The organism is Pseudoalteromonas sp. SR41-4, from assembly GCF_014163985.1.
Classification (GTDB): Bacteria; Pseudomonadota; Gammaproteobacteria; order Enterobacterales; family Alteromonadaceae; genus Pseudoalteromonas; species Pseudoalteromonas rhizosphaerae.
In genome coordinates this window covers 76,985-93,826 of the sequence record NZ_JACJEI010000018.1, presented here as the reverse complement: position 1 = coordinate 93,826, position 16,842 = coordinate 76,985, and the positions used below count along the sequence as shown (strand labels likewise).

Below are 16,842 nucleotides of genomic sequence, written 5' to 3'. Positions count from 1 at the left end.
AATAAGAGCCTAAAGCCTACTCTATACATTTGCTATGTGACTTTTTATCGCTGTAGGCACCACGACATTGCTAGGCTCCAAATTGAGAAAGCCGCTTCAGAAATGAAGCGGCTTTTTTACGTCTGTAGGAAAGCTAATGGCTTCGAGCCGTCAGTGTTAACCTTTGACATGTGTGCGCCATTTTTAATCTTGAGAAACTAGCGCCCTTTAAAAGGAACTGCTATCTAGAAAATGCACTTCTAAAACAACCCATATTCTGCTGTTTCTTCAGCATGTTGATGCATTAAGTGATCAGGTCTAAAGATTGCACTTGGGTCTATGAGTACGCTATGTTTATGCTCAAGTTTTATTAATCCTCGCATCATATTTTTGGTCTGCGGGTCAATGTCAAAACCTACATCTGTTAGCTTATCTAAAGGCTTGATATCTTCTTTTTTATAACTGATATTATCCTCGACTTTATCAACAAGTAGTCCTATATGTGGGTTTCTACCATCTTTAGTTGTGAAAATGATGATTGGTTTATAATCTAAAACAATTTGTTCTTTGGCTGATTCGAACAGTCTAATTAATTGCATAAAATTGCTGTTTCGCTCAATATTTAGGTCAATAAGAGCTTGCTTTGGATTGCCTTTTTTTACTAGTTCAATTAGCTTATTAGCACGACTATACAAGCGTGCATGAGGGATCTTAAATCGTTCTATAATTGCTTTAAGATCTTCATTTTCGGTTTTAAAGCTGCTGTACCATTTTGCAAAGTTAGATTGCTGAATGTCAGTGTTGTGGTTAAAAGGCTGATTTTGGTTAATGCTATTTTCAAGTGCGAAAAACCATTCGTGTTGTTTTTGTTCCCATTCACTAAATAAATCCACTAATGATAAGTTGGTAGCTTGAGTTGATTGTTTGTTGAGAATAATACCTAGATCAAATATTGGAGTGGGGGTTTCCATATAGTCTTTAACGCCAATAAAACTTTTATTGTCGTTAGGTAATGAGGTTAAATTATCTTCAAAGCGTTCAGTTAAAAGTATGTCGAGAATTTTTAATGAAATTGTTTTCTGGCCTACTCTAAAATTAATTAAGTCCATAGTGTCCTCACCTCCTAAATATATAGCTTAATAATAGAACATTATTTAGAAAGCGCAGCTATTTTGTTAAAACACAGAGCGATAGACAGTATGCTTATTCTTATCAGTTTTATTGACGAATAACGCGTTTATTTGTTTATCTTCACTAAAAATAATATTTAGGCGCTGCATTAAACAATTATGTTGCAGTGGTTGCGGGCAGCGTTGTGCTGCGGCGCTAAACACCATTGCATTGAGATAGCCTTCAAAGTGCAGACGACTAGGTGTGCTAACTTGCGCTGCAGCCATATCTTTGAAGAATTCAGTGCACCAATAAGCGTTACATTTATTAGGGTTAGGAATTACTTCGGTCGCCATAAGTTTACTGGGGTATTTTAGGCGAGCAAATAAGTCATTGCTTGAGGCAAAAGATATACTGGTGTAGTCAGGCATAAACTGTTGTTCATATGCGCTATTTATAAATTCAGATAATGGTTTGTATGTGCCGACTAAGCAAATGGCAGTAGCACCGCTGGCTTTTAGTGCTTTGAGAGCATCCTTAATATCATTACTATTTCGTTGATAGCGAGCGACTTTAACTGGCTTTAGATTGTGTTTGGCGAGCGATTCTCGCAATCCAGATTCTACTACAAGACCAAATTCATCTGCTTGAATTAAAAACCCAATACGTGTGTGATTGTTTTCTTCGACTAGGTATTTTATTTGCTCGTCAGCTTCATCATCGTAGCTAGCTCTTATGTTGAATACATTAATTGTTGGCTGATAATGCAAAAATTTAGCGCCGCTGTAAGGCATTAAATATGGAATTTGCAGTTGTTCAAGGATTGGTAAAACAGCAAAGCTTGTTGGAGTTCCCATTGCACCGAATAGCGCATCTACTTTGTCTTGATAAATAAAGCGACGAGTATTACTTACTGCGCGTTTTGGTTCATAACCATCGTCGGCGACTATTAATTCTACGTGTGCTCCGTTGATACCTCCGTTTTTATTTAGCTTGTTAAAATAGATATTACTACCTAGGTAAAGTTGTTCACCAATTTGTTTGGCAGGTCCTGTTAACGCGGTAGACATGCCTAATTTTATCGCTGGCTTGTTCTCGGCATAGGCGAAATTGCTATGTGAAAATGAAAAGAAGAAAAGAACGCTAAGGTAATTTTTTAAGTAAGTATTGTTCATACCAATTAGTAACAGCCTGTTTGAATAGTTTATCGAGTGATTTTTTACCACGGATCTGTAAAACTATTTGTGCCTTTTGTGATGACCAGTTTTGTAATATTAGTCTAATAAAAAGACATTTGGTATTTTCATCGCAATTAGATAAGCTGCTTGGTGTGCACCAAAGTGTCCGCCACAATAAAGGTTTGATGGTAAAAATTTGGTAATCTGTTGTTAGTAATGCAGCTAGACGTGTATCTTGGATGTTATCAGCGTTATGTTGAGCACAGTCACGCAGTACTTGTTCGACTAATTGTTGATCTAACTGATTGAAATGATCAAGTAGTTGCAATGCAAAGTCTGATTGAAAATCAGTTTTCAGATTTTTAATTAGCGAGCTGCGATCAGTTAAACTTTTAGCCACAAGAGCTGCATGTTCTGCAGTCGCTTTATCTTGCATAAAGCCTAGTTTAACTAAACTAAACCCCGCCATTTGCCAAAACTTGAGTAGGCTCGCATTAGCGCCAAAACTGGCTCCAAACCAGTCACAGCTCGATGCTAGTTGCTGTTCACAATGAGCAATAAGTTGTGAGCCAATACATTTACTATGCTGTGATGGAGCTACAGCAATGCGCACAACACGAGCACACAACCTTGTTAGTACGTCAGCATTAGCACTTAACTGTGCTAATGTTTGCGCCATTAAATGCCCCTGTGGGCGACGTTGACCACTAACAACCTGTTGACTCAAGTCTGCGGTTAAACCGCCTTCAATCGCAATTAGGCATACTGCAATAATAACGCCTTGTTGCTGACATACAAAGATGCGTTGCTCTGTCGCGTCGAGTAAGTGACGCAAGTCATTCACGCTAGTTTGATAATGCGCTAATGCTAATAGCCCAATGACTTGACGCAGTAGTGCTTCATTTTCAGCAAGGTGTTGGGGAGTCAGTTCAGAATAGAGCAGAGCGCTGGTGTCTAGCGTAATATCTTGATAATCGGCGTCAAGTGCTAACAAATTACAAATATGCTGTTCTAGCGGATCATTCGCTGCGAAGCGAATTGGTTGCTCTAGAGTAACATTATGCATATTTTTATAATGTTGCTCTAGGTAACGTTTGAATTTTAAAGTATACCCGCGGCCATTCCCTTCATAACCTACCATAGTGCTGGCAAATATAATGCGGGGATAATGCGTGAGCATTTTAATTAATAATGGTACTGGGATCGCAGCAGCTTCATCAACCAACAATACATCACAGTCAGGTAGTTCATTTAGTAATTGATCCGGAGCGATATAATGCAAGTTGGCGAGTTGTTTATCCCGAGTTTGATAGCTTAATCCTCGTGCTGCGGCAAAGTGTTTAAAACAGCTGTGTAGGGCGTTAAACTGCTGTGCACAAATGAGTATTTTTTTATCGTTAAGTGTTGCAGCAGCAAGCCCTAAAGCCGCCGATTTTCCACGGCCACGATCGGCGCTGATCAATAAAGGGCGATTGGCTCTACCGTTGGCAGTTCTAATGATTTGCTCGATGCAAAATTGCTGTTCAGTTAGGTTTATTTTACCTGCTAGCTGGCTTGTTTCTGGTAACGTTTGCCAGCCTGATTGTTGGCTGAGGTGCAGATACAAATTACTCTGGAGTAAGCGTGCCAAGCGTTGGTTAAAATAACTCTGCTGTTGTTGTTGAGCAAATGATTGAAAGGCGGTCAGTGCTGGGTCACACCAATAGTGTAAATCATCAAGTTCTGGCAACAATACAATAAATAAACCGCCAGCCTGAACAGTGCCACTAAGAGCAGCAAATTTGTCTGGCACTAAGCCACTAAAACCGTCATAAATAACATGCTGAAATTCTTGGCCAAGAATTTGATGAGTATGTTCAGGCCAGCTACTGTCAGTGAGTTCGCCACTAGTTGATAATACCTTAACAAGCGGATGGCAAAGTTGCTTGAGTAACTCATTAGCCTGTTGATAACACCAGTTTTGTTCGCCAGTAATGAGTAGCAATTGCCTATGTTTAGCATAGGCAATTTGCGGTAGGATATTACTTATTAACGAGTTAAATGGCTTGTAGTCGTGCATAAACAGTTACTAACCACTTACTACCAAAGTCATCAAAATTCACTTGTACGCGAGATTGAGCGCCACTGCCTTCGTAATTAATAACCGTTCCCATACCAAATTTTGCATGTAATACGTGTTGTCCTAAGCTAAAGCCACTTTCTTCAAATACGGCATGACTTACTGATGAGCTAAATCGTCCTGCTGCGGGTGGTCGCGATACTTGAGTTTTAATACGAATTTCTTCAATACAATCTTCAGGCATTTCACGTAAAAAGCGTGATGGACTGTGGTACTTTTCTTGACCATAAAGACGGCGGCTCTCGGCATGGCTAATATAGAGTTTTTCCATGGCGCGAGTCATGCCGACATAACAAAGACGACGCTCTTCTTCTAACCGACCTGATTCTTCATTACTTTGTTGAGATGGGAACATGCCTTCTTCAACACCAACCATAAATACGAGTGGAAACTCTAAGCCTTTCGCTGAGTGCAACGTCATCATTTGCACTGCATCTTCATGTTCTTCAGCTTGACCATCACCGGATTCCAGTGAGGTATAAGCCAAGAATCCTTGCAGTGGTGAGCTAAACTCTTCATCTTCCGGGAGTTCGTATTGGCCACAGGCGCTGATCAGCTCTTCTAAGTTTTCTACCCGGGCGCGGCCCTTTTCGCCTTTTTCTGCTTGATACATCGCCATTAAACCAGATGTTTGAATAGCGTATTTCGCTTGCTCTTCTAAAGTGAGATCACCAATTTTATCTTCAATATGTTCTACCAGTTCAACAAACTTAGTAACAACCGTCGCCGCACGTCCTGATAAATGTTGTTGTTCTACGATGGCTTTGGCGGCGTACCATAATGGCAATGATTCGCTACGCGCACAATCGCGAATATGGCTTAAGGTTTTATCGCCAATGCCACGAGCAGGAGTGTTAATCACTCGCTCAAATGCAGCATCATCCTGACGATTACCTACGAGCCGTAAATATGCCAGCGCATCTTTAATTTCCTGACGTTCAAAGAAGCGCATACCGCCGTAAATGCGGTACTTCAAGCCTTCTTGTAACATCGCTTCTTCAAGTACCCGCGATTGCGCGTTACTACGATATAAAATCGCCGCATCTTGTAGGGCATTACCAGCGTTTAACCAGCTGCGTAATTTGCTGCTTACAAAGCGCGCTTCGTCTAATTCGTTAAAAGCGGCATAAACAGAAATAGGTTCACCATCATTGCCATCAGTCCAGAGGCTTTTACCCATTCGGTCTGAGTTATTTTGAATAAGTGCATTAGACGCTTTTAGAATAGTGGCAGTAGAGCGATAGTTTTGTTCAAGGCGAATAGTTTCGGCTTTAAAATCGGTCAAAAAGCGCTTAATGTTTTCAATTTTAGCACCACGCCAACCGTAAATACTTTGGTCATCATCACCTACGATCATGATGCTGTTGGTATCGCCGGCTAATAATTTAAGCCATGCATATTGAATGGTGTTGGTATCTTGAAACTCGTCTACTAGCATATGGGCAAAACGTTGCTGGTAGTGACGTAGTAAGGTTGGATTATTTTTTAGTACTTCAAAACTACGTAATAAGATTTCGGCAAAATCAACTAATCCTGCTCGATCACATGCTTCTTGATAAGCGGTGTAAACTTTAAGCATCATTTGTTCGTTGATGTCGTAAGCTTGGATATCTTTGGGGCGCAGACCTTCATCTTTCTTGGCGCTGATATACCAGCCAAACTGTTTTGCAGGCCATTTTTTGTCATCAATATTCATGGCTTTTAATAAGCGTTTGATCATTCTAAGTTGATCATCAGAGTCTAAAATTTGAAACGCTTCTGGTAAGTTTGCTTCGCGATGGTGGGCGCGCAATATACGGTGTGATAAGCCATGGAAAGTACCAATCCACATACCACCTACTGGTGCCTGAAGGGCTTGTTCAACGCGCGTGCGCATTTCTTTAGCTGCTTTATTGGTAAAGGTTACTGCAAAAATACTATAAGCGGAGGCTTGCTCAACCTGCATTAACCATGCGATACGATGAACGAGTACTCGAGTTTTCCCAGAGCCTGCGCCAGCAAGCACCAGCATATTTTGGAGTGGGGCTGCAACTGCATCCCGTTGTTTATCATTTAAACCGTCGAGTAATTCTGAAACGTCCATCATCACGCCTTTTCAATCAATATTAAAAGCAGTATAACAGGTGTTTTTGTTAGGCTAAATAAAATACTGTTTTTATAACCAGTTAATTTAATACATAGTCTAAAGGCTTTAAAAACTTAATGATTCATTTATAGTCATTTTTTAGCTAAGCTAGATCAGTGGTGTGAAGTGATATCGCCAATTTGACTTATATTTAGTAAAAATCACGATTTTAGCTAGTTCTTCGTATTACCGTTGATTTTAACATATTGATTTTTAATAACTAAATAATTGGCATGAAGAATGTAAGTAGATAAGAATAAAATTAAATTAATAATTGAGGTTAACATGGCAGAGCAAGGTTCAGGCGGTAATGTTATCGCAGCGATTTGTAATATATTTTTCCCAGGTTTAGGGCAGTTAGTTCAAGGCCGGATCATGGCGGCAATTGGTTTCTTCCTAGCGTGGGTTATTAGTGGCGCGCTTATTTATGTTGCGATTGGTTTTATATTACTGCCGATCGTCTATATTTGGGCAATCATTGATGCCGCGCGGTTTAGATCTTATCGGTAGCTGTATCACTTCAAAGAATAGCGCTTTTTAGCGCTATTTTTGTCACTGGCTTTATTTATTCAGCACTGACTAGGGTATAATCCCGATCATTAGTTGTATTTAGGTAAAGTTATGGAATACCAATTTATACGCGATCCAATAAGTGGCCTGCGGATTAAAATTAGCAGTGAACATGCGGTTATTGGCCGTTGGTTAAATGAAGAAATAGGCAAAGACAAAGTCGCGATGGTGCAGGCACTTATTAGCTCGGTGAGTTCAAGCTTTGAGCCGGTAACACTTAAAGGCCAAGAAATTGACCTAATTCTGTCTAAAGATGAAGCGTTATTTGAAGCGCATGCGCTGCATCAAGATAACGAAGATATATTAGCCTACCAAGATGATGAATTAATGCTTGAAGAGAATGATTTAAGCAGTGGTTGTGGTTTTGAAGACTTTGTTGACCTGATTAACTCGTGGCATGAGTTTTCGGCTGGTCGTTAAGTTATATTATCTGTATTATTCTGTTTATAGACTTATTCAAAGTAGAAAGTAAAAATGAGAAATATTGATTTAAAAATTATAGATAAACGTTTAGGCAATGAGTTCCCGCTACCTAGCTATGCAACTGAAGGCTCAGCAGGTATTGATCTGAGAGCTTGTATTGAAACTGATTTGGTTTTAGAACCAGGCCAAGTTGAACTTATTCCATCTGGCTTTGCGGTACATATGAAAGATAATGGCCTTGCCGCTACTATAATACCACGCTCTGGTTCCGGTCATAAGCATGGCTTAGTTATGGGTAATTTAGTTGGGCTTATTGACTCAGACTACCAAGGGCAAATCTTTATTTCTTTATGGAACCGCAGTGATAAAACATATACCGTTAAAGTAGGCGAAAGAATCGCTCAGCTTGTGTTTGTGCCGATTGTACAAGTAGGTTTTAACGTTGTTAACGAATTTGATGCGACTGAGCGTGGTGAAGGTGGTTTTGGTAGTTCAGGTAAAAGCTAACTAATTACTAAGGATAGTCTATGATACTTGCAAAGGATTTAGAGAATAGAAGAATAGATATAGCTCCTCTGTGCACTGATTCGGCAGAGCAGGTTTCTGTCGATCTTAGTGTCGGCTCTATGTACAAGAAAGCAGGGGATTCTGATTGGAGAAATATCACAGATAAAGTCGTGATTTCGCCAAACAGTTGTTTGCTTATCTGTACAGAGCAGACAATAAAGATGCCGAATAATGCCTTTGCATTTTTGTCTTCTAAAGGAAGTCTTGGTGCGAAGGGGATCCTCGTCGCAAATACCAAGGTAGATCCTTTATTTGAAGGAAAGCTACACATACCGGTTTTTAACGTAGGTAATAAAAAAGTATCTTTATCAGCGAAGGATAAATTTTGCTCTCTGACTTTTTTGACGACAGAGCATCCAATTATTGGTGACAGTACGAGAAATGCTGTAAATATTGAACCTAGTGATACAAGTATAATTAAAGACTTCTTTAGTAACCATACACCACATGTAATCACAGGAGTTGTGTCTATCCTAGCATCGCTACTGGCAGTTCTTTTAACATATCTACTTACAAAGGCATAATGATGATTCTGACACAAGTTGCACTTAGGGCTCTAGTTGAAAAGAATGCAGTGGTTAGAAGAAACCAAGATGTTGTTGTTGATACAACATCAATAGGGCTCCATTTAGATAATCAGTTTACTAAATATGCACCTTATGATGGTGAGGCTTTCACTCCACCTAGAAAAATGGAAACGACAACGACGACATTAGGAGAAGGACAAGACATAATTCTTCCACCTAATGGTAAGTTGCTTGCGTGTACACAAGAAGAAATTGTATTACCTACTGACAAATTCGGATTGGTACAGACCAAGGGCTCAATTGCTCGAGGTTTTCTGTTCGCTCATGTTTGTGATGGTCAAATAGATCCTGGGTATAGAGGGAAAATTACTTTGGAATTAATTAATATGAGTGAATTTTACTATAAATTAGTACCAGGTATGCCTATAGCTTCTTTATTTCTTTTTGCAACGGACACTGATGTATCAGCTTATGCTGGGCGCTATCAAAATTCAATGCACCCAACTGCCATGGCCTAGAAGCGCGTTACCATCAGGGCGAATAAGCTAAATAAGCTTACGAAAATCAGTGACGCTCAAATAGTCACTGATTTCATTGTGCGGTTGTTTACTATCTGGGTTTGCAACCGCCAATAAATGGCCAATACCATATTCTTTTGCGGCGTTTAGTACCGCTAAACTGTCGTCAACGAACAGCGTACGCTGCTTATCAAAACCTAAATCGAGTTGTACTTGCTGCCATAAGCTTTGCTGCTCTTTACTCACACCATATTGATGAGTCGACACCACACCATCTAAATAGTTATCAATATTGGTTTTTTCAAACTTGAGCATGACACTTTCCGGGTGTGCGTTGGTAAGTAAAATCAACTCTTTACCCGCTTTTCGCAACGATGTTAAAAATGCAGGTACATCCTCACGCATTTTAATGAGGTGCTGATGCTGATATTTTAGCTCCATAATAGGTAAATTAAGTTGTTGTTCCCAGTAATCTAAGCAATACCATTGGATTTGACCGCTAACGGTTTGATAGCGTTTTAATATATCCGCTTGGGCTTGTGCCAAACTAATATTCTTTGCGATAGCGAGTTGCTCAGGGATCACTGTCAGCCAAAAGTGATTATCAAAATGGAGATCGAGCAAAGTGCCATCCATATCTAGCAGCACAGTATCGATTTTTGACCAATTTAACATAGGAATTTCATCTTATAGGGTTTATTATTGAACTAACTGCCATGATAGCAAATTAATGCCAATGACACAGAAAAAGCACCCAACACCACCACAAATTCTTCGCACCGAAGTTGTTGCTAAAAGCCGATTATTTACGGTGGAATCACTTGAATTAAAATTTTCAAATGACGAACAGCGTCAATACGAACGGATCCGCGGCGGTGGCCGAGGGGCTGTAATGATAGTGCCATTAACAGCTGATAATGAATTACTGTTAGTACGAGAATATTGTGCTGGCACTAATGATTATCAACTAGGCTTCCCAAAAGGCTTAATTGATCCTGGCGAAACACCAGAACAAGCAGCAAACCGAGAATTAAAAGAAGAAGTTGGCTTTGGTGCTGAGCAACTTCAGCCACTTAAAGTGGTTTCAATGGCACCCAGTTACTTTAATGCGACTATGCACATATTGTTTGCGCAACAACTTTATCCGCAAACTTTAGTTGGGGACGAGCCAGAACCATTAGTGGTTGTTAAGTGGCCATTAACCGATTGGCAGTCATTATTACAACAATCAGACTTCACCGAAGCACGAAGCGTTGCAGCTTTGCTATTATTAACTAAGCATTTAGAATCAGGAGCTGCGAATGATTGAATTACTTGAGCCATGTATTGAGCTTGCGCAAAGCGCTGGTGCTGCGATTATGGCTATTTACAAGAAAGATGATATTGGCCAGCAAGAAAAGTCAGATCACACACCTGTCACTAAAGCCGATTTAGCCGCTAACGATGTGTTAGTTGCTGGATTAAAAGCACTAGCGCCAGATATTCCTATTATGTCAGAAGAAACACCAATCCCTGCTTTAGCAGATAGGCAAGATTGGCAGCGCTATTGGTTACTCGATCCAATGGACGGTACCGGTGAGTTTATTTTAGAAAGCGGCGACTTTGCGGTAAATATCGCTTTGATTGAAAACAATCGCCCAGTGCTTGGGGTGATTTATTGGCCAGCGAAAGAGACAACTTACTTTGCCAGTTATCAAAATGGTGCATTTAAGCGTGTCGATGGCGTAGAGCAGCAGATCAATGTTGCCACTCCAGATAACTTAACTTTGGCTGTTAGTCGTCGTCAAAAAATTGAAGCTGTTAGTCAATACTTGAACGCGCAGTTTACAACAGTTGCTGTAGGTTCATGCTCTTTAAAAGCATGTATTGTTGCTGAGGGTAAAGCTGACTGTTTTTTACGGATAGGGCCAACAGGTGAGTGGGATACGGGAGCATCGCAAATAATTGTTGAAGAAGCAGGTGGCTGTATTACTGATGCTGAATTTAATCCATTAACCTACAATCAGCGTGAGAGTACAGAGAACCCTGACTTTATAGTGATGGGTCACCCTGATTGGGAGTGGCAAAAAATGATCAGTCCACACCAAAGAGCGCTTTAATTACTCTGTTTGTTTGCTTTTTGTTCGGTTGAACAGCTTTAAGCAGTTTAACTGTTGCATTATAATATGATTCCTATACTATAGCGCTCTCTTCGAAACAGGCTCGCAAATAACGCGAAACCGTTGAAAAAGAAATTACAGGCGCGGGATGGAGCAGCCTGGTAGCTCGTCGGGCTCATAACCCGAAGGTCGTCGGTTCAAATCCGGCTCCCGCAACCAATTTTCTTAAATGATTTGGTGCATTGGAAGTTTTAAAAGGTCGTCGGTTCACTCTTCACCTTTCACAGCTCCCGCAACCAATTCTTTTAAAGAAGCGGTTACTGTAAACTCTTGGTGAGAGTTAAAAATCACTAGTCGATAGACTTAAAATATACAGGCGCGGGATGGAGCAGCCTGGTAGCTCGTCGGGCTCATAACCCGAAGGTCGTCGGTTCAAATCCGGCTCCCGCAACCAATTTTTATTGGAAGCCAAGTTGTCATGTATAGCAACTATAAATAAATCTGCAATTTCAGGCGCGGGATGGAGCAGCCTGGTAGCTCGTCGGGCTCATAACCCGAAGGTCGTCGGTTCAAATCCGGCTCCCGCAACCACTGAAATCAAGTAATAATGAATCGACACTCTATATGAGTGTTTTTTTATGTCTAAAATTCAGTGAAATAAATAGCTCGTCGGTCTCAGCTCTATATTAGCCAGCAAAGGCCATCTATTTAAATCCGGCTCCCGCAACCACTGAAATAACAAGTTCTATTAAATCGACACGCCTAAAGCGTGTTTTTTTATGCCTGAAATTCAGTGAAGATCTTGATGTTGCTATATAACTCGAAAGTCGTCGGTTCGCTCTCCATAAACTCAGGCTCCCGCAACCAACTGAAATAAAAATTAAGAATGAATAGACACTCTATATGAGTGTTTTTTATGCCTGAAATTCAGTGAAGATCTTGATGTTGCTATATAACCCGAAAGTCGTCGGTTCGCTCTCCATAAACTCAGGCTCCCGCAACCATTGAAATAACAAATTCTATTAAATCGACACGCCTAAAGCGTGTTTTTTTATGCCTGAAATTTAGTAACACGCATAGATTGGGTTACTCATAAGCCGAAGTTCGTTGGTTCGCTCTCCATAAACTCAGGCTCCTGCAACCACTGAAATTAAATATTTACATTTGTTATTATTTTGGGTATTTTAAAATCGCTTTAGTTGCAATAAGTATAGTCGCTTATGTTAAAAATTACGTAATTCATACAGAGTGTATTGGAGGGTTGCGCTTCTGTAACTTGCTAATCACTCCCAGAGTAATAATCGTAAGACTATAATAATTATATAAGCTTCAATACAGGTAGTTATGAAACAGCTTTTAATTACAAAAAAAAGAAAAACGTTAAAAAGATTCTTAATTCCGTTAATAATTTCTATTGGTGTTTCCTTTTTGTACTTTAGCTGGTTAAGTAAAGATACTATCCCAGAAGAATACCTTAAACCGATTAAAATAGTTTCAACAACCGAAAGTAAAATATTAAAAGGGATTGGTACTATACAGCCTACGCAAAGAGAGCTTGTTTCTGCGCCTTCAGATGGCACCATAAAGCTTTTAAATATCCGCGAAGGGCAAATCATCAAACGGGGAGATATTCTAGCAGAACTAAATAACTATGATTTAGAGCAAAAAATACATACTGCACAATTAGAATTATTAAATATATCTTCACAAGTATCTATAGATAAAAGTAATTTAGCGATACGACTATCGCAAGTTCAGTCTGAATTGGCAAACTCGGTCATGCAGCTTAAACAGCAAAAGCTTGAATTAAACGCAAACGAAGCGCTTGCAGAAAAAGGCATTATTTCATCTATTCGTTTTAAACAAAGCCGTATGCAATTTGAACAAAATGAATTAGAAGTTGAGGCTAAAAAAGCAGAGTTAGCTCTTTTTAAAGATGCCTACGAGCAGCAATTGATCGCATACGCTAATAAAATCAAACTTGCTCAAAATCAGCTTGGATATCTAAACAAAAAACAATCAAAATTGATTTTAACTGCTCAATTTGATGGTGTGATAAGTCAAAATAGTAGTAAATTAGGGCAGGTTGTTAAACAAGGGCAATCTTTATTTGAGTTGATAGAAACCAATAACTTATTAGCGAAAGTACAAGTTCCACAGTATTCTTCCGATCAATTAGAAAGAGGCCAAGCTGCTGAAATCATAACACCTTCGGGTCGCATTCAAGCAAAAGTGGATTATATAGATACAGTCATTAGAAATGGCTCGATCAATGTCTTTCTAACGCTTAATTCAGTAACGCCTAATTGGCTTCGAAGCGACCAAGCAATTGAAGCGAATATCTATACCGCACAGCAGCAAGCAACTTACAATATACAAAAACCACATGATTTCAACGATTTCAAACATTGGAATATTTTTGAAGTTAACGCTAATAACCAAGCTGTACTTACTCGTATTAGTTATCATGAAGTTGATAGTAGCCAATTGAGCTTTGAAGAAAAGTTAAGTGGTAATTATGTGCTGCTGATACCAGATAAATATACAAAGGAACACACAATAGACTTTAATCTAGGCTCTTCTCATGACTAAGCCCCTTATAGCATTTGAAAATGTTTCATTTAAGTATGCTAGCAATACAAAAAACACATTAGAAGATGTTAATTTCACCGTCAATAAAGGTGATTACGTTGCTATTACAGGTACGTCTGGGAGCGGTAAAAGTACTTTACTTTCGATATTAGGACTTATGAACAAGCCTTCTAATGGAAATTACTTAATATCAGATATCAATACTCAAGACTTAACAAATGACTCTATTGCAACGGTAAAAAATAGAGAAATTGGTTTTGTTTTTCAAAATTTCAATTTACTCAGTCACTTAACAATATTTGATAACGTGGCATTACCATTAACCTATAATAGCTCGGTTAAACGAAGTGAGTATAAAGCGAAAGTACAAGAGGCACTAAAACGAGTTTCGATGGAGGAATTTTTAAATAAAAAACCGAATCAGCTTTCAGGTGGTCAACAACAGCGTGTGGCAATTGCTAGGGCATTAATAAATCAACCATCCATTATACTAGCTGATGAACCAACAGGGAATTTAGATTCAAACAATAGCCAGCTTGTATATGAGCTTTTAGAGCAATTAAATGAACAGGGTAATACAATTTGCTTAATTACCCATGATGAAACTTATGCCAAACATGCGAAGCGCAGGTTACGGATGCACGATGGTAAGTTAATAGATTAAATGCAGAAATTACTTACCGACATCACATTAAATTGGTTTAAATATCAATTTCTATCTTGGAAGTTATTGCTAAGTAGTGTCTTGCTAATTATTCCCTTATGTTTCATTTTAAATTTAAAAGCAATTGAAAATACGTTTTTATCAACCGAATTTACCTCCATTGAAAATACCGAAATTATCCACCAGATATTTATACATGATCAAACAAGCAATTTACCGGTTGATAAATTCATATTTGACGAACTTCATAATCAATTTCCGTATTTAGTAGGTATGTTCGAAAGAACGCTGCAATTAAATACAAAAAAAATTATGGCAGAAGAAGAGCAAGCGACCAAAGTAAGTTTTGTCTCTAATACTATTAGTAAATTAGGTATCGATACTCATTTAGGGTCATTGAGGGCATTCAGCATGGCATCTACGGGCAGTAGTTTAATAACTGCTGTTAGTTTTAACTATTGGAAAAACAATCTAAACAGTGACCCGGCTGTAATAGATAAACAAATTATTATTAATGGTAAAAGTACTAAAATAGTCGCGGTGTTAAATGCAGGTTTCAAATCTCTAAGGCGAGATAGTTCTACTGATTTATTATTACCTTACCATCAACTTGCTGAATTACTGCCTAATGAGCAGGAGTTAACACCTGATACTTTCACTTATGTGCTTGGTAATATTACTGACTTAGAAAACTTTATAATCAATTTTGATGCATATCTGAAAAAAGAATTATTCATTTTTGACAATACAAAATTAATGCTTAGTAAGTCAGTAGGTGTTGATCCTGAACAGTTTCAAACAGTGTCAAACAGAGTTGATTTATTAGCCATATTATTTGGTATTTTATTTGCTTTCAGCTTGGTATCGTTTTCTGCATTTTATGCCACACAATGTATCGATAAGAAAAAAGAAGTCGTCATACGACAGTTATGTGGAGCAAATAAAAAACATATAATGTTGCAGAACTATATCGAAGTTATGCTGTTAGCTTGTTACCTTGTTTTTATGGTGTTTATTTTTACACCTTTAACAAGTAAGTTGGCATATTTAACTATACCTACGATTAACACTTTTAACGTTATGGCAAACGTCATTACTTTAATTACTCTATTAATGAGTTTTATCGTATACCTGCTGACATTAAATTTCCTACAAGACAAAACGACCATAACTCATATTGGACGTGGTAGTAGCGCTTCTTTGAGTGAAAAATTGCAAGTGTTTACTTTATTATCATTTTTAATCAGCCTTGCAATATTAAGTATTTATGTAAGTTATTTAGTAATAATAAGTCAGGCTAATTTAAACAATCATAATATAGGTTTTAAAAATAAAAACCTATATATTGCCAGTTTTGACTTTCCATCTTCACCAGAGCATAGCTTTATGGCAGATAATTCAGCACAGCAACTACTGCTACAGCTGAGTTCTTTAGATTATATTGAGTCAGCCGCATTAACTAATGTCCCTCCTTTAACTGACCGTAGTGCATTTAGTCATTGGTATACATTGTCAGGTAAAGCCGTCACCTCAAGTAAAAATGCGCAAACCTCAAATCATAGAGTTAGCCCAAATTATTTCGATACGATTGGCACACGGCTAATAATGGGTAATAGTCTGTCTTGGGGGCAATATGGCAATATAGTCGTTAATCAAGCACTTTGGGATCAATACTTTGCGAATACAGGTTTAGGTCAAGCCTACTTACTCACTGACTTTGGGAATGAAAAAGTAAAATATAAGGTTGTCGGGGTCGTTGAGAATATTCATATAAAAGGTAGCGATACACCAGTGCAACCCACTGTTTATACACTTATCAGTGTTATAACTGGCTTTGAAAGCATCGTCGTTAAAGGTAACGGGGTTATGCCAGCCAATTTCACACAAGAAATGATGAGTATTACCGCGAATATTAGCCCCTATCTGAAAAACTTAACAAACGTTGAACTGTCTGAATTGGTAAAAAAAGAAGCGCAACCAAGAGAAGCAATTTTAGTTATAACTATAACTTGTTCATTGGTTCTTTTACTCAGCGCCTTATTGTATTGCTTCAATAGTATAAAGCAATTGGCAAGTAAATCTGCAACAGAAATATCGTTAAAGCGGGCACTTGGTGCACGGACTAAAAATATTGTATGGTCTTTTTGTAAGCTGTTTTTCTTTATCTTGTGCGTTGCCCATTCTATTATTTTAGTCTGCGCTTATATTAATATGAATAAACTACAGCCCTTTCTTTTTAAAGTTGATTTAATAGATGTACCTGTAATTACGTTACTTCACTTAGTCGCACTATCCTTTGTGATCATTGTGCTTTTTACAGAAATTAAAAATATATTAAATACATCTTGGAAAAACCTGAGTTAAGGAAAAT

General features: G+C 38.4%; 15 protein-coding genes and 3 tRNA genes. 13 read left to right on the top strand and 5 right to left on the bottom strand.

All coding sequences use genetic code 11. The annotated features are described in order from the left end of the window. Positions 1 to 239: 239 nt before the first annotated feature. The 4 genes from H5180_RS15045 to uvrD all read right to left on the bottom strand — a co-directional run bounded on the left by H5180_RS15045 (position 240) and on the right by uvrD (position 6,469). Positions 240 to 1,088 (bottom strand): chemotaxis protein, encoded by an 849-nt coding sequence (locus H5180_RS15045; RefSeq protein WP_182758488.1) that lies wholly within the window; start codon positions 1,086 to 1,088, stop codon positions 240 to 242. Between the two features lie 66 nt (positions 1,089 to 1,154). Then, positions 1,155 to 2,159, bottom strand: coding sequence for an ABC transporter substrate-binding protein (locus tag H5180_RS15040; protein WP_257324969.1), 1,005 nt, complete (start codon positions 2,157 to 2,159; stop codon positions 1,155 to 1,157). A gap of 73 nt (positions 2,160 to 2,232) precedes the next feature. Beyond that, on the bottom strand, positions 2,233 to 4,326 hold the full coding sequence (locus tag H5180_RS15035; RefSeq protein ID WP_182758487.1) for a GNAT family N-acetyltransferase: 2,094 nt from the start codon (positions 4,324 to 4,326) through the stop codon (positions 2,233 to 2,235). Further along, on the bottom strand, positions 4,304 to 6,469 hold the full coding sequence (uvrD, locus tag H5180_RS15030) for a DNA helicase II (protein ID WP_145242582.1): 2,166 nt from the start codon (positions 6,467 to 6,469) through the stop codon (positions 4,304 to 4,306). The genes H5180_RS15035 and uvrD overlap by 23 nt, the downstream gene beginning before the upstream one ends. Positions 6,470 to 6,796: 327 nt before the next feature. Here uvrD and H5180_RS15025 point away from each other — a divergent pair, with 327 nt between their 5' ends. From H5180_RS15025 to dcd, 5 genes are all read left to right on the top strand, one after another. Then, positions 6,797 to 7,021 (top strand): hypothetical protein, encoded by a 225-nt coding sequence (locus H5180_RS15025; protein ID WP_145242571.1) that lies wholly within the window; start codon positions 6,797 to 6,799, stop codon positions 7,019 to 7,021. Positions 7,022 to 7,132: 111 nt separating this feature from the next. Beyond that, entirely contained in the window at positions 7,133 to 7,501 is a 369-nt protein-coding gene (locus tag H5180_RS15020; protein WP_182758486.1) for a YacL family protein, read from the top strand. A 54-nt stretch (positions 7,502 to 7,555) separates the two neighbouring features. Next, complete coding sequence (gene dut, locus H5180_RS15015) at positions 7,556 to 8,011, top strand: dUTP diphosphatase (RefSeq protein ID WP_182758485.1); 456 nt, start codon at positions 7,556 to 7,558, stop codon at positions 8,009 to 8,011. A 20-nt stretch (positions 8,012 to 8,031) separates the two neighbouring features. Then, on the top strand, positions 8,032 to 8,595 hold the full coding sequence (locus tag H5180_RS15010) for a dCTP deaminase domain-containing protein (RefSeq protein ID WP_182758484.1): 564 nt from the start codon (positions 8,032 to 8,034) through the stop codon (positions 8,593 to 8,595). Continuing rightward, on the top strand, positions 8,595 to 9,116 hold the full coding sequence (gene dcd / locus H5180_RS15005) for a dCTP deaminase (RefSeq protein WP_182758483.1): 522 nt from the start codon (positions 8,595 to 8,597) through the stop codon (positions 9,114 to 9,116). The genes H5180_RS15010 and dcd overlap by 1 nt, the downstream gene beginning before the upstream one ends. Positions 9,117 to 9,143: 27 nt before the next feature. On the opposite strand, the gene yrfG is transcribed toward dcd, so the two are convergent. After that, entirely contained in the window at positions 9,144 to 9,791 is a 648-nt protein-coding gene (gene yrfG, locus H5180_RS15000) for a GMP/IMP nucleotidase (protein ID WP_182758482.1), read from the bottom strand. Positions 9,792 to 9,852: 61 nt separating this feature from the next. Between yrfG and nudE the strand changes: the two genes are divergently transcribed. The 8 genes from nudE to H5180_RS14960 all read left to right on the top strand — a co-directional run bounded on the left by nudE (position 9,853) and on the right by H5180_RS14960 (position 16,835). Next, on the top strand, positions 9,853 to 10,425 hold the full coding sequence (gene nudE / locus H5180_RS14995; protein WP_179959231.1) for an ADP compounds hydrolase NudE: 573 nt from the start codon (positions 9,853 to 9,855) through the stop codon (positions 10,423 to 10,425). After that, complete coding sequence (gene cysQ / locus H5180_RS14990) at positions 10,418 to 11,215, top strand: 3'(2'),5'-bisphosphate nucleotidase CysQ (RefSeq protein ID WP_145242561.1); 798 nt, start codon at positions 10,418 to 10,420, stop codon at positions 11,213 to 11,215. The genes nudE and cysQ overlap by 8 nt, the downstream gene beginning before the upstream one ends. A 142-nt stretch (positions 11,216 to 11,357) precedes the next feature. Then, positions 11,358 to 11,434 (top strand) — tRNA-Met (locus H5180_RS14985). A gap of 158 nt (positions 11,435 to 11,592) precedes the next feature. After that, a tRNA-Met gene (locus H5180_RS14980) sits at positions 11,593 to 11,669 on the top strand. Positions 11,670 to 11,729: 60 nt separating this feature from the next. Then, positions 11,730 to 11,806, top strand: a tRNA-Met gene (locus tag H5180_RS14975). A gap of 753 nt (positions 11,807 to 12,559) precedes the next feature. Further along, on the top strand, positions 12,560 to 13,807 hold the full coding sequence (locus tag H5180_RS14970; RefSeq protein ID WP_182758481.1) for an HlyD family secretion protein: 1,248 nt from the start codon (positions 12,560 to 12,562) through the stop codon (positions 13,805 to 13,807). Then, positions 13,800 to 14,471, top strand: coding sequence for an ABC transporter ATP-binding protein (locus tag H5180_RS14965; protein WP_182758480.1), 672 nt, complete (start codon positions 13,800 to 13,802; stop codon positions 14,469 to 14,471). The genes H5180_RS14970 and H5180_RS14965 overlap by 8 nt, the downstream gene beginning before the upstream one ends. After that, positions 14,472 to 16,835: an ABC transporter permease gene (locus H5180_RS14960; RefSeq protein ID WP_182758479.1), complete on the top strand. Its 2,364-nt coding sequence runs from the start codon at positions 14,472 to 14,474 to the stop codon at positions 16,833 to 16,835. The last annotated feature ends 7 nt before the right edge of the window (positions 16,836 to 16,842 follow it).

Coding starts and splice junctions, on each gene's coding strand:
- H5180_RS15045 (WP_182758488.1), bottom strand. CDS start 1,088: ATGGACTTAATTAATTTTAGAGTAGGCCAGAAAACAATTTCATTAAAA.
- H5180_RS15040 (WP_257324969.1), bottom strand. CDS start 2,159: ATGTCTACCGCGTTAACAGGACCTGCCAAACAAATTGGTGAACAACTT.
- H5180_RS15035 (WP_182758487.1), bottom strand. CDS start 4,326: ATGCACGACTACAAGCCATTTAACTCGTTAATAAGTAATATCCTACCG.
- uvrD (WP_145242582.1), bottom strand. CDS start 6,469: ATGGACGTTTCAGAATTACTCGACGGTTTAAATGATAAACAACGGGAT.
- H5180_RS15025 (WP_145242571.1), top strand. CDS start 6,797: ATGGCAGAGCAAGGTTCAGGCGGTAATGTTATCGCAGCGATTTGTAAT.
- H5180_RS15020 (WP_182758486.1), top strand. CDS start 7,133: ATGGAATACCAATTTATACGCGATCCAATAAGTGGCCTGCGGATTAAA.
- dut (WP_182758485.1), top strand. CDS start 7,556: ATGAGAAATATTGATTTAAAAATTATAGATAAACGTTTAGGCAATGAG.
- H5180_RS15010 (WP_182758484.1), top strand. CDS start 8,032: ATGATACTTGCAAAGGATTTAGAGAATAGAAGAATAGATATAGCTCCT.
- dcd (WP_182758483.1), top strand. CDS start 8,595: ATGATGATTCTGACACAAGTTGCACTTAGGGCTCTAGTTGAAAAGAAT.
- yrfG (WP_182758482.1), bottom strand. CDS start 9,791: ATGTTAAATTGGTCAAAAATCGATACTGTGCTGCTAGATATGGATGGC.
- nudE (WP_179959231.1), top strand. CDS start 9,853: ATGACACAGAAAAAGCACCCAACACCACCACAAATTCTTCGCACCGAA.
- cysQ (WP_145242561.1), top strand. CDS start 10,418: ATGATTGAATTACTTGAGCCATGTATTGAGCTTGCGCAAAGCGCTGGT.
- H5180_RS14970 (WP_182758481.1), top strand. CDS start 12,560: ATGAAACAGCTTTTAATTACAAAAAAAAGAAAAACGTTAAAAAGATTC.
- H5180_RS14965 (WP_182758480.1), top strand. CDS start 13,800: ATGACTAAGCCCCTTATAGCATTTGAAAATGTTTCATTTAAGTATGCT.
- H5180_RS14960 (WP_182758479.1), top strand. CDS start 14,472: ATGCAGAAATTACTTACCGACATCACATTAAATTGGTTTAAATATCAA.